The following is an 11,542-nucleotide window of genomic DNA, read 5'->3' as shown; positions in this document are numbered from 1 at the left end:
CGTCCGGGTGACCGCCCGTCACTTTGTCACCCGACAGCCCGGTGGCCGCACGCTGGTGCGCCAGCAACTCGACCAGCGCGGTGTGCTCGGCGCCCTTGTCGGGCGGCTGATGGTCAAGAAGACCAAGCGCTTCCTCGAACTGGAGGCCCAAGGCCTCAAAGCGTGCGCAGAGCAGCGAAGCCGCGCCGATGGCCCGCGCTCCTGACCTGGACCGCCGTAGGCAACTTCTCGATGCACTCGTCGACGAGTTCGCGGCGGGCGGCGTCGGCGACCGGTCGTTGCGCGACGTGGCCGCCGCGGTCGGCACCAGCCACCGAATGCTGTTGCACCATTTCGGGTCTCGGGAAGGCTTGCTGATCGCGGTCGTCGAGCAGGCCGAGCGCCGCCAGATGGCCCTGGTCCCCGATTTACCCATGAGTCCGGCCGAGGGATTCGCCGCGATGTGGGCCGACCTTCGTCGCCCCGAGCTACGGCAGCTCGAACGCCTTTTCTTCGAGTGTTACTCGCGGGCGGCCCAGGGCGAAAAGCCGTTCACGCGTATGGTTCCCGGCGCCGTCGATGGCTGGCTGCGGGAGGTCGAGGCCGCCGCCGAGGTTCCATACGATGCTGCGATGGCACGGCTCGGGCTGGCCGTCACTCGTGGACTGCTGCTGGACCTTGTCGCGACCGAAGATGAGGCTGGCGTCGATGCGGCGGCGAAAGCGTTCGTGAATCTGCTAAGCGGTTACCACCCGGCGGTTGGCCCGTGAGCCGGTGCTCACCCCGAAGAACCGGTATTCCGCGGGTCTTAGCGATCGAGTGGATCGCCAGTACTGCCAGGTCATCCCGCTCCACAGCGTCCGGTTGACGCCGTGCTCGTCGAGGTACCAGCTGCTGCAGCCGCCGGTGTTCCAGACCGAGCCGGCCAGCTTGTCCTGCAACCCGGTGTTGAAGCGGTCCTGAGCTGAGCGGCTGGGCGCCAACGCCTGCGCACCGAACTTCTCGACCGTCGCGATCGCCTCGGCCACGTAGTGGATCTGCGACTCGATCATGAAGACCACCGAGGTGTGACCCAGCCCGGTGTTGGGCCCAAGCAGGAAAAAGAGATTCGGCATGTCGGCCACCGCGATGCCGCGATGCGCCACCACGCCCTCCCGGTTCCAGCGGTCCACCAGATCCTCGCCGCGCGGACCCTTGACGTCGACATAGGTGTAGGAGTCGGTGGTGTGAAACCCGGTGGCCCAGACGATCACGTCCACCGGGTGCTCGATGCCGTCGTCGGTGACGATGCCGTCGGGGGTGATGCGGGTGATCCGGTCGGTGATCAGCGTCGTCTTCGGGTTGGCGACCGCCTGGTAGTAGTTGGCGGCGTAGAGGATTCGCTTGCAGCCGGCCCGGTAGCGCGGCGTGAGCCTGCGGCGGAGCTCCTTGTCGCGAACGCTGCGCCGGATGTTCCACTTGCCGACCAATTCGACGGCGCGCAGCAGGCTCGGGCGTTGCGTCATCGCGTAGCCCAGGCCCTCGAGCCCCCAGTAGATTCCCGACCGCACCGCCAGCCGTAGTCCGGGCACATTCGCGAACGCTTGGCGTAGCCGGTCCGGCAGCAGACTATTCGGCCGCGGCACCACCCACGGCGGAGTGCGCTGATACAGCTGCACCTCGGCCACACCGGCGTCGCGGCGCACCAACTCCGGCACGATCTGAATGGCGCTGGCCCCGGTGCCGATCACCGCCACCCGCTTGCCGGCCAGATCGACGCTGTGGTCCCACTGCGCGGAATGGAAAGCGGCACCGCGGAATTCATCCATGCCGTCGATGTCCGGTAGCCGCGGGATATGCAGCGCGCCGGCACCAGAGATCAAAAACTGGGCGACATACTCCTGTCCGGACTTGGTGAACACATGCCAGCGGTATTCACTGTCATCCCAATGCGCGCGATCCACCAGCGAACCGAACCGGATGTAGCGACGCAGCCCGTACTTCTCGGTGACGCCCTTGAGGTAGTCGAGGATCTCGGGCTGCGGTGAGAACAGCTTGCTCCACGTGGCCTTCGGCTCGAACGAGAACGAGTACAGGTGCGACGGCACATCGCAGGCGCAGCCGGGGTAGCTGTTGTCCCGCCAGGTGCCGCCGACCTCGTCGGCCTTCTCCAGGATGACGAAGTCCACCCCTTGGCGCTGCAGCGCGATGCCCATCCCCAGCCCGGCGAAACCCGTCCCGATGATGACCGCACGGGTATGCACGGGCAGAGCCTGCGCCTCGGACCGGGTAGTCGACTCGGCAACGCTCATGTGCGCCGCTCCTCCTCATCGCTTCGTCCCCCTCGCCGCTGCGCGGCTGGGGGTGCCCCCACTGCATCGTCGCCGGCGCGGCTCATGTCCGATCGATCTTCCTTCTCAAGTACCCGGTACCCATGGTATCGGAAAAGCGTTGTCGATGGCCGCGGCGATGTCAACGCCGCCGATGCTCAGCTGGCAGCAGAGTCGTGCGGCACCGCGTCGTGGATGGGCAGATCGGGGTCCAGCTTGATGCCGAGCAGCTCGGCCGTACCACCGATGACACCCATCATGATCGTAGTCAGGTGCTCGACGAACTGGTCGCGGGGCATCCGCCGCGGGGTGTCGGGGTCGGATCCCAGCCACCAATCGGTGGCCGACGCCGCCGAGCCGAACGCGGCGAAGGCCGCGAGTTCGATCGAGGCGGGGTTGAGTTCCATCTCACGAAGCTCGTTGTTGAACATCTCGGCCATCGCCAGCGTGATCTCCCGGCCTTCGTTCAGCGTCCTCATGGTCGACTCGGACTGCTCCGGGAAGCGGCCCTGGATGAAGAACCGCAGCACGTTGGGATGCTCGTCGACCAGGTTGACGTACTCCTCGGCGCTGCGGTGGATGATCTCGCGAGCCGAGTTGGTGGCGAAGTCGACCGACGGGAAGACGGCCGCCCACAGCATGTCGCGCAGACGCTCCCCGATCGCCTGGAACAGGTCGGATTTGTCGGTGAAATGCCGGTAGATCTTGGGTTTGGCGGTGCCGGCCTCTTCGGCGATCTCGCGGACACTGAGGTCGGGCCCCAATCGGTCGATGGCGCGGAAGGCCGCCTCGACGATCTCCCGGCGCACCTTTTTGCGGTGTTCGCGCCAGCGCTCGCTGCGCGCGTCGACCTTCACCCCAGGCTTCGGGCCCGGGTGCGGCAGGGCGGGTCGGGGAATTCTGACCACGTCAAGCACCTTACCGCGTTGCAGCCGCTGACCTGGGCAGACCGGCGCCTCAGCGGTTTCGCGCCTGATGCTCCCGTGTCGATGCAGCCGGGCTGCGCTACGGCAGCGCAGCGAGATGGTGATCCCGGGATCGCTGAAGCGATCCCGCGCCGAAGCCGAGTTCGGTGGCTCCCCACTGCCCGACCGCCTGCAAGAACTCCAACAGCGACGGGTCCGGAGTGTTGGTGATGCCGAACGTGTATGCCGCGTCTTCGAGCCCCGCTAGCGACGACGTGTCGAGTTGTGAGGCCGGGATGTCGTTCGCCGCGTGACCGGAAGCGGCGTGGTGTCGCCGCACCCCTACACTCGCTGGGCCGCTACAGCATGCAGGACACGCAGCCCTCGACCTCGGTTCCTTCCAGCGCCATCTGGCGCAGCCGGATGTAGTACAGCGTCTTGATGCCCTTGCGCCAGGCATAGATCTGCGCCTTGTTCACATCGCGGGTGGTCGCGGTGTCCATGAAGAACAGCGTCAGCGAGAGCCCTTGATCCACATGCTGGGTGGCCGCCGCATAGGTGTCGATGATCTTCTCGTAGCCGATCTCGTAGGCGTCCTGGTAGTAGTCCAGGTTGTCGTTGGTCATGTAAGGCGCCGGGTAGTAGACACGGCCGATCTTGCCTTCCTTACGGATCTCGACCTTCGACACGATCGGGTGGATCGACGACGTCGAATGGTTGATGTAGGAGATCGACCCGGTCGGCGGCACCGCCTGCAGGTTCTGGTTGTAGATGCCGTGCGCCTGCACTGACTCTTTCAGCTTGCGCCAGTCGTCTTGGTCCGGGATGCGGATCTCTGCGTCGGCGAAAAGCTGGCGCACCTTCTCGCTCTTGGGTTCCCAGATCTGGTCGGTGTACTTGTCGAAGAACTCCCCCGACGCATACTTGGACTGAGCGAAGCCCTTGAAACTCGTACCGCGTTCGATCGCAATGCGATTCGATGCGCGCAGCGCATGGTAGAGCACCGTGTAGAAGTAGATGTTGGTGAAGTCGATGCCCTCTTCAGAGCCGTAGAAGATGTGTTCGCGGGCCAGATAGCCGTGCAGGTTCATCTGCCCGAGCCCGATCGCGTGCGAGTCGTTGTTGCCCTGCTCGATCGAGGGCACCGACCAGATGTGGGTCTGGTCGCTCACCGCGGTCAATGCCCGGATCGCCACCTCGATGGTCTGCGCGAAGTCCGGCGAGTCCATCGCTTTGGCGATGTTCAGCGAACCCAAGTTGCACGAAATGTCCTTGCCCACTTTGGCATACGTGAGGTCCTCGTTGAACAACGACGGCGTGGACACCTGCAGGATCTCAGAGCACAGGTTGGAGTGGGTGATCTTGCCCTCGATCGGGTTGGCCCGGTTCACCGTGTCCTCGTACATGATGTAGGGATAACCGGACTCGAATTGCAGCTCGGCCAGCGTCTGGAAGAATTCGCGGGCCTTGATCTTGGTCTTGCTGATGCGCGAATCGTCGAGCATCTCGTAGTACTTCTCGGTGACCGAGATGTCGGCGAACGGCACACCGTAGATGCGCTCGACGTCGTACGGCGAGAACAGATACATGTCCTCGTTGTTCTTGGCCAGCTCGAAGGTGATGTCGGGAATCACCACGCCCAGGCTCAGCGTCTTGATCCTGATTTTCTCGTCGGCGTTTTCCCGCTTGGTGTCCAGGAAGCGGTAGATGTCCGGGTGATGGGCATTCAGGTAGACCGCGCCGGCGCCCTGGCGGGCACCGAGCTGGTTGGCGTAAGAGAACGAGTCCTCCAGCAGCTTCATGATCGGGATGACCCCGGAAGACTGGTTCTCGATGTTCTTGATCGGCGCGCCGTGCTCGCGAATGTTGCTCAGCAGCAACGCGACTCCCCCGCCCCGCTTGGACAACTGTAGCGCGGAGTTGATCGACCGCCCGATCGATTCCATGTTGTCTTCGATGCGAAGCAAAAAGCAGCTCACCGGTTCGCCGCGCTGCTTCTTGCCCGAGTTGAGGAACGTAGGGGTGGCCGGCTGGAACCGGCCGTCGATGATCTCGTCGACGAGCTTCTCGGCCAATGCCGTGTCACCCGCGGCCAGGGTAAGCGCGACCATGACGACCCGGTCTTCGAAGCGCTCCAGATACCGCTTGCCGTCGAAAGTCTTCAACGTGTAGGAGGTGTAGTACTTGAACGCGCCCAGGAACGTCGGGAACCGGAACTTCTTGGCATACGCGCGATCCAGCAGGGTCTTGACGAAGTTGCGCGAGTACTCGTCGAGAACCTCACGTTCGTAATAGTTTTCGCGGATCAGGTAGTCGAGCTTCTCGTCCTGGTTGTGGAAGAAGACGGTGTTCTGGTTGACGTGCTGCAGGAAGTACTGATGTGCGGCTTCCCGGTCCTTGTCAAACTGAATCTTGCCGTCGGCATCGTACAGATTCAGCATCGCATTCAGGGCGTGGTAATCCGTCTCGCCCGGCAATGCGCCGTGCCCGGCGGGCGTTACACGCTCTGCAGTTGCGGCGGTTGGTGACACGTGTCGTCCTTCCAGAAGTCAGCTAGGCCCGCGCGGACGGCTTCCACGTCGTCCTCGGTTCCCATCAGTTCGAAGCGGTAGAGGTAGGGAACGCCGCACTTACCGGAGACCACGTTGCCCGCATAGGCGAATTCGGCACCGAAGTTGTTGTTGCCCGCGGCGATGACACCGCGGATCAGCGACCGGTTGTGCTCGTTGTTCAAAAAGGCGATGACCTGCTTGGGGACATAGCCACCATCATTGATGTTCGGAGTAGCGCGGCCGCCCCCGTAAGTCGGCAGCACCAGCACATACGGCCGGTCCACCTCGATGCGGCCGTGCAGCGGTATCCGCGTCGCGGGAATGCCCAGCTTCTGCACGAAGCGGTGGGTGTTCTCCGACACGCTGGAGAAATACACCAGGCTGCAGGACGACACGACAATCCCCTCCTGTCCGACTGCGGCGCTGCCGGCTATGCGCTCAGCACGGCACCGGCGAGCGCCTTGATCCGGTCCGGCCGGAAGCCCGACCAGTGCTCGTTTCCGGCTACCACGACAGGAGCCTGCAGATATCCCAGTGCCATCACGTAGTCGCGGGCCTCGGAATCCAGGCTGATGTCAACCGTGTCGTAGGCGATGCCTTGCTTGTCCAGTGCCTTGTACGTGGCGTTGCACTGCACACATGCCGGTTTGGTGTAAACGGTGATGCTCATCGGCGGTACGACTCCTCTGTCGACGGTGGGACCAGGACGAGACTGGGACGAGACTGGCAACTACTCAGGTATTGCATCTGCACTGCTTTTCAGCAGACCGCCGCGCCACAGAATTCCCATCTTGCCGATCCGCCTTCAGCCTGCGTGCGATGCCGGTTGAGGCGGCCCGGCCGACCTGACGAACCTGGGTCTGTCGGTGTCCGGAACACTACACCTAGTGGGTGACAATCAGAAGGTATACAAGATGTTCTGAAAGACATTCATGAAATTCCCTGGTCGTAAGCCCTACTGTCGACGTGGCTTCGGCGTGTCGTAGATCACAAAATGGTCTCGCGGCGGTATACATCCACATTTACCACTCGGCACCGACACAACACGCTGGTCGCATCCGTCCAGCAAAGCCCCCGACACGCGTGCAGGCCCCGGGCATCGCCGGGGCCTGCACGCCGATTTCAGCTGACTTCGGCAACCAGCTTGCCCAGCGCATCGCGCACATTGGATACCGTGTCGGCGTGCTCTCGCGGCGCTTGGCCGTCCAGCGATCCGAACGGCACCGACAGCTTGATCGACTCGACGACGCGCGGACCGGCGACTCCGAAGGACTTGCGAGTCTCGTCATGCGCCCAGACGCCGCCGTAGCGGCCGAACGACCCGCCGATGACGGCCAGCGGCTTGTCCTTCAGCGCCCCGTCGCCAAACGGCCGGGACAGCCAGTCGATGGCGTTCTTGATGACCGCCGGGATGCTGCCGTTGTATTCCGGGGTCACCACCAGGGTGGCGTCGGCCTCGGCGGCGACGGCCCGTAGCGCGGTGACCGAAGCGGGCACGTCGGCATCGTTGTCGATGTCCTCGTTGTAGAACGGCAGCTCACCGAGCTGATCGAAGATGGTCACGGCGACGCCGTCCGGGGCGACGTCCGCCGCCAATTCGGCGATCTGCCGGTTGATCGACGCGGCGCGCAAGCTTCCTACCAGAGTCAGAACCTTGATGTCCGACATGTCCTTGTCCCTTCGATAGTTGATCTATATCTTTGCATGACTAAAACGGACCGTAGTCCGGATTATTCCAAACGCGATAAAGTGCAGGTGTGAGCGCCGCTGAACCGTTGGCCTGGCTGGGCGAGCTACCCCCTTCCGCTCCGCTGGAGCGCGGCGATGCCGCCCGCAACCGTGCGCTGCTGCTGGATGCCGCACGCCGGCTCATCGCCGAGCGCGGCGCGGATGCGGTCAGCATGGACGACATCGCCGCCGCCGCGGGTGTCGGCAAGGGCACGGTGTTCCGGCGGTTCGGCAGCCGGGCCGGCTTGATGATGGTGTTGCTTGACGAGGACGAGCGGGCCAGCCAGCAGGCGTTCCTCTTCGGTCCGCCGCCGCTGGGTCCGGATGCGCCGCCGATGGAACGCCTGCTCGCGTTCGGGCGCGACCGGCTGCGTTTTGCCCATGCCCATCATGAGCTGCTCTCCGCCGCCAACCGCGACCCCCTGACTCGCTACGGTTCACCGGTCAATGCCCCCTACATGGTGCTACGCATGCATGTTCGGATGCTGCTGGCCTCGGCCGGGACAACCGGCAACCTCGACGCCCAATCCGATGCGCTGCTGGCGCTGCTCGACGCCGACTACGTCGAGCATCAGCTCAACCATGCCGGCCAGACCCTGCAGACGTTGGGCGACGCGTGGGACAGCCTGGCGCGCAAGCTGTGTGGACGGTGAGCGACCCGAGCCCGGTGCCGAAAAGGTGGATCCTGCACGTCGACCTCGACCAATTCCTGGCCTCGGTCGAACTACGTCGCCACCCGGAATTGGCCGGCCTGCCGGTCATCGTCGGGGGCAACGGCGATCCGACTGAAGCGCGCAAGGTCGTCACGTGTGCGTCATACGAAGCCCGCGAATTCGGCGTGCACGCGGGTATGCCGCTGCGCACTGCGGCCCGGCGCTGTCCCGACGCCACCTTCTTGCCGTCGGATCCCGAGGCCTATGACGCGGCCTCTGACCAGGTGATGGGATTGCTGCGCGACTTGGGGCACCCGGTCGAGGTGTGGGGCTGGGACGAGGCTTTTATTTCGGCGCCAGCCTGGGGGCGAGCCCAGGACGTCACCGAACTCGCCGAGCAGATCCGCACCGTCATCTCCTCGGCAACCGGGCTGTCCTGCTCGGTAGGCATCAGCGACAACAAGCAGCGCGCCAAGGTCGCCACCGGATTTGCGAAACCGGACGGCGTGGCTACCCTCACCGGCGCGAACTGGATGACGGTGATGGGTGACCGGTCGGTCGACGCACTCTGGGGTGTCGGCCCGAAGACCGCGAAGAAGCTTGCCGGCCTTGGCATCACAACAGTCTGGCAATTGGCACACACCGATGCCGAGCTGCTGACATCGACATTCGGCCCGCGGACCGGGCTGTGGCTGTTGCTGTTGGCCAACGGCGGCGGCGACGATACGGTCAGCGCCCAGCCGTGGATCCCGCGCTCCCGCAGTCACGTCGTGACTTTCCCGCGAGACCTCACCGACCGAGACGAAATGAATTCAGCGATAACCGAATTGACGCAACAGGCGCTCAGTGAGGTGGTAGCTGCGTCGCGGATCGTCACTCGGGTCGCGGTGACCGTCCGCACCGCAACGTTCTACACCCGCACGAAGATCCGCAAGCTAACCGAGCCCACGACCGACGCTGACGTGATCGTCGCGGCCGCGCTGCGAGTGCTGGACCTGTTCGAGTTGGACCGTCCGGTCCGGCTACTCGGGGTGCGGCTGGAACTGCAAATGCCGCCCCCCGGTGACGATGCGCGCCGCTGAGCGGCGCGAGAAGGAGCCGGGCAAATCAAGCTCAGCGGTGCGCTGGGGACGGCCGCAATGCCCTGGCGAATACCACGTTGACTTGGCGCATCACCAGGCTGTAGGGCCACCACGCGACGCGTTTGAACCCGTACAGCGCGCGGATGTCTGCCGAGGTGTAGATCAAGAACCGATTTCTGGCGACCCCGGCCAGGATCTTCTCCGCGGCTTTTTCCGGCGACACCGCGTGGCCGCTGAAGCGCGCCACCCAGCGACTCACTCCGGGATCGTCGCGGTCGACGCCGGCGATCTCGACCGTGTTGACCAGCGGGGTTTTGACGGCGCCCGGCACCACGACCGACACCCCGATGCGGTGCCGGGCCAGGTCGAAGCGCAGCACTTCGGAGAGTCCGCGCAGCCCGAATTTGCTTGCGCTGTAAGCGGCGTGCCAGGGCAGCCCGATCAGCCCGGCGGCCGACGATACGTTGACCAGATGGCCGCCATGGTGGGCGGCCACCATCGGCGGCAGAAAGCTCTCGATGACGTGAATCGGCCCCATCAGGTTGATCGCGACCGTCTTGGTCCACTGCTCGTGGGTCAGCCGGTCGACGGTGCCCCACGCCGCAACCCCGGCGATGTTCATCACGATGTCCATGCTCGGATGCTTGGCGTGGATGTCGGCGGCGAATGAAGCGACGTCGTCGTAGTTGGAAATGTCCAGCGCCCGATACTCGGGCACCTGTGCGCCCAGCGCGCGAGCATCCGCCACGGTCAGCGCCAGACCGTCGGGATTGCGGTCCGTCAGGTAGAGCTCGGCGCCGTGAGCGGCCAGCCGCAATGCGGTCGCGCGGCCAATGCCGCTGGCCGCACCGGTGATAAAGCAACGCTTACCCGCGAACCTAGAACGAGTCGTCTGGACCATGGGGAAAGACGATACGGGCCTAAAGGCCCGCCGTAACGGCACAGCCCGGGGACTAGGTCGCTCCCGATCTCACTGCACCGCCCCACAGGGCGTTGAGCCACAACGCCTCGAGTATCCGCACCCCACGCTGCACGTCGCCGTCGGCGCCCAGAAACGTGGTGTCGCCGGAGAGCATCTGTGCGGTGGTGACCGCCAGCGTCCGCACCAACGCAGGGACGTCGTCGCTGATCGGGTGCGCGGTGCCGGCCCGCAACTCGTCTTTGACGATCCCGATGATCTGTTGGATCACGCCTTCGACCTGTTGGTCGAGAAGGTCACGGATCTCTGCGTCGGTATTGCGGGCGGCGTTGCATGCCGACATCACCGGATCGTTGTGCGCGTAGACCGCGGCCGCACTTCCGACCATTCGCTTCGCGAACGCCGCCGGCGATTCGTCCGGCCCGCGGGGTGCGAAGTATTCCGTCAGTTCTTCGAGCTCGTGTGTCGCGTCTGCGAGGATCTGAGCGAGCACCGCGTATTTCGAATCGAAGTAGAAGTAGAAGCCAGAACGGGCCACACCCGCGCGGTCACTGATCGTGCTCACCGACAGCTGCGCGAACGGTCTTTCCTCGAGCAGTTCGCGCACCGCCTGCACAATGGCATGCCGCTGCCGATCACCCCGTCGTCGCGGAACCGGTACGACCGCGCCCTGGTTAGCCGCCATCCCGGTCTCCTGCTCGATGCGCACCCTTCGACCATGCACCACGCCGCACGCAAAGTGAAACTTGACAGCCGTCAAGTTTCACCCGAGGATAGCGATTGGTGACGCCTGCCACAACGCTCTTCAATGCCCCTTCTACCCTCCAGGCAGGCGTCGAGGAGGATTGTCAATGGCGACCATCGGCACCCCGCATTACCTGCTCGACCAGGCCAAGCGCCGGCTGACCCCGTCAATCAACAACTTTCCCGGGATGGCTGCCGTCGAACAGCGGCTGCGGAACACCAACTGGACCCCGCGGAAGCTCGCGGATCCGCCGCCGGGCAGCGGACTCAAGCCGGTCATGGGCGATCGTGGCTTGCCGGTCGTCGGCCACCTCATCGAGATGATGCGGGGCGGACCGGACTACCTGCTATTCCTGTACGAAACCAAGGGTCCTGTCATATTCGGTGACTCACCCGTCCTGCCGGGCGTCGCGGCGCTGGGTCCCGACGCAGCCCAGGTCATCTACTCCAACCGCAACAAGGACTACTCCCAGCAGGGCTGGGTGCCGGTGATCGGACCGTTCTTCCACCGCGGCCTGATGTTGCTCGATTTCGAGGAGCACATGTTCCATCGGCGGATCATGCAGGAAGCGTTCGTCCGCTCCCGGCTGGTCGGCTATGTCGAGCAGATGGACCAGGTCGTCTCGCAGGTGGTGGCCAACGACTGGGTAGCCAATGATCCACGTTTTCTG

12 protein-coding genes and 3 pseudogenes are annotated in these 11,542 nt (G+C 64.4%); 5 read left to right on the top strand and 10 right to left on the bottom strand.

Going from position 1 to position 11,542, the window contains the following annotated elements:
* Positions 1-205 (top strand): annotated as a pseudogene (locus VNW74_RS23235) (polyketide cyclase); the annotation flags it as partial.
* Positions 189-749 (top strand): TetR/AcrR family transcriptional regulator, encoded by a 561-nt coding sequence (locus VNW74_RS23230; protein WP_325681170.1) that lies wholly within the window; start codon positions 189-191, stop codon positions 747-749. The pseudogene VNW74_RS23235 and the gene VNW74_RS23230, both read left to right, overlap by 17 nt.
* Here VNW74_RS23230 and VNW74_RS23225 read toward each other — a convergent pair.
* The 8 genes and pseudogenes from VNW74_RS23225 to VNW74_RS23195 form a co-directional block, all read right to left on the bottom strand.
* The gene (locus VNW74_RS23225) at positions 717-2,270 is read right to left on the bottom strand and encodes an NAD(P)/FAD-dependent oxidoreductase (protein ID WP_325681168.1); all 1,554 of its coding nucleotides are present in this window, start codon (positions 2,268-2,270) and stop codon (positions 717-719) included. The genes VNW74_RS23230 and VNW74_RS23225 overlap by 33 nt on opposite strands.
* Positions 2,267-2,368: pseudogene (locus VNW74_RS31965) on the bottom strand (hypothetical protein); the annotation flags it as partial. The gene VNW74_RS23225 and the pseudogene VNW74_RS31965, both read right to left, overlap by 4 nt.
* Positions 2,369-2,446: 78 nt before the next feature.
* Entirely contained in the window at positions 2,447-3,196 is a 750-nt protein-coding gene (locus tag VNW74_RS23220) for a TetR/AcrR family transcriptional regulator (protein WP_325681166.1), read from the bottom strand.
* Between the two features lie 97 nt (positions 3,197-3,293).
* Positions 3,294-3,533 carry a hypothetical protein gene (locus VNW74_RS23215; RefSeq protein ID WP_325681164.1) on the bottom strand — a complete coding sequence of 80 codons (240 nt, stop codon included), beginning with the start codon at positions 3,531-3,533 and terminating at the stop codon, positions 3,294-3,296.
* Positions 3,534-3,552: 19 nt separating this feature from the next.
* A complete protein-coding gene (nrdE, locus tag VNW74_RS23210; protein WP_325681180.1) occupies positions 3,553-5,670 on the bottom strand; it encodes a class 1b ribonucleoside-diphosphate reductase subunit alpha in 2,118 nt (705 codons plus the stop codon).
* A gap of 20 nt (positions 5,671-5,690) precedes the next feature.
* Positions 5,691-6,140 (bottom strand): class Ib ribonucleoside-diphosphate reductase assembly flavoprotein NrdI, encoded by a 450-nt coding sequence (nrdI, locus tag VNW74_RS23205; protein WP_414686753.1) that lies wholly within the window; start codon positions 6,138-6,140, stop codon positions 5,691-5,693.
* A gap of 35 nt (positions 6,141-6,175) precedes the next feature.
* A complete protein-coding gene (locus VNW74_RS23200) occupies positions 6,176-6,415 on the bottom strand; it encodes a redoxin NrdH (RefSeq protein WP_325681162.1) in 240 nt (79 codons plus the stop codon).
* 452 nt (positions 6,416-6,867) lie between these two features.
* Entirely contained in the window at positions 6,868-7,413 is a 546-nt protein-coding gene (locus tag VNW74_RS23195) for an NAD(P)H-dependent oxidoreductase (RefSeq protein WP_325681160.1), read from the bottom strand.
* 89 nt (positions 7,414-7,502) lie between these two features.
* Here VNW74_RS23195 and VNW74_RS23190 point away from each other — a divergent pair, with 89 nt between their 5' ends.
* Together VNW74_RS23190 and VNW74_RS23185 are read left to right on the top strand one after the other, a co-directional pair.
* Positions 7,503-8,126 carry a TetR/AcrR family transcriptional regulator gene (locus VNW74_RS23190; RefSeq protein WP_414686752.1) on the top strand — a complete coding sequence of 208 codons (624 nt, stop codon included), beginning with the start codon at positions 7,503-7,505 and terminating at the stop codon, positions 8,124-8,126.
* Between the two features lie 14 nt (positions 8,127-8,140).
* Complete coding sequence (locus tag VNW74_RS23185; RefSeq protein ID WP_325681174.1) at positions 8,141-9,208, top strand: DNA polymerase IV; 1,068 nt, start codon at positions 8,141-8,143, stop codon at positions 9,206-9,208.
* Between the two features lie 31 nt (positions 9,209-9,239).
* Here the strand turns inward: VNW74_RS23185 and VNW74_RS23180 are convergent, their stop codons facing one another.
* Positions 9,240-10,109 (bottom strand): SDR family oxidoreductase, encoded by an 870-nt coding sequence (locus tag VNW74_RS23180; protein WP_325681158.1) that lies wholly within the window; start codon positions 10,107-10,109, stop codon positions 9,240-9,242.
* 52 nt (positions 10,110-10,161) lie between these two features.
* Positions 10,162-10,812 (bottom strand): TetR/AcrR family transcriptional regulator, encoded by a 651-nt coding sequence (locus tag VNW74_RS23175; protein WP_325681172.1) that lies wholly within the window; start codon positions 10,810-10,812, stop codon positions 10,162-10,164.
* A 166-nt stretch (positions 10,813-10,978) separates the two neighbouring features.
* Between VNW74_RS23175 and VNW74_RS23170 the strand changes: the two are divergent.
* Positions 10,979-11,542: pseudogene (locus VNW74_RS23170) on the top strand (cytochrome P450); the annotation flags it as partial.

Origin of the sequence: Mycobacterium sp., assembly GCF_035570115.1 — a bacterium.
Classification (GTDB): Bacteria; Actinomycetota; Actinomycetes; order Mycobacteriales; family Mycobacteriaceae; genus Mycobacterium.
The sequence above is the reverse complement of the archived record's forward strand: the minus strand, read 5'-3'. Positions and strand labels throughout refer to the sequence as shown.

Excerpts from the sequence above, each read along its gene's own strand:
- VNW74_RS23230 (WP_325681170.1), top strand. The coding sequence starts at position 189 with ATGGCCCGCGCTCCTGACCTGGACCGCCGTAGGCAACTTCTCGATGCA.
- VNW74_RS23225 (WP_325681168.1), bottom strand. The coding sequence starts at position 2,270 with ATGAGCGTTGCCGAGTCGACTACCCGGTCCGAGGCGCAGGCTCTGCCC.
- VNW74_RS23195 (WP_325681160.1), bottom strand. The coding sequence starts at position 7,413 with ATGTCGGACATCAAGGTTCTGACTCTGGTAGGAAGCTTGCGCGCCGCG.
- VNW74_RS23175 (WP_325681172.1), bottom strand. The coding sequence starts at position 10,812 with ATGGCGGCTAACCAGGGCGCGGTCGTACCGGTTCCGCGACGACGGGGT.
- VNW74_RS23200 (WP_325681162.1), bottom strand. The coding sequence starts at position 6,415 with ATGAGCATCACCGTTTACACCAAACCGGCATGTGTGCAGTGCAACGCC.
- VNW74_RS23180 (WP_325681158.1), bottom strand. The coding sequence starts at position 10,109 with ATGGTCCAGACGACTCGTTCTAGGTTCGCGGGTAAGCGTTGCTTTATC.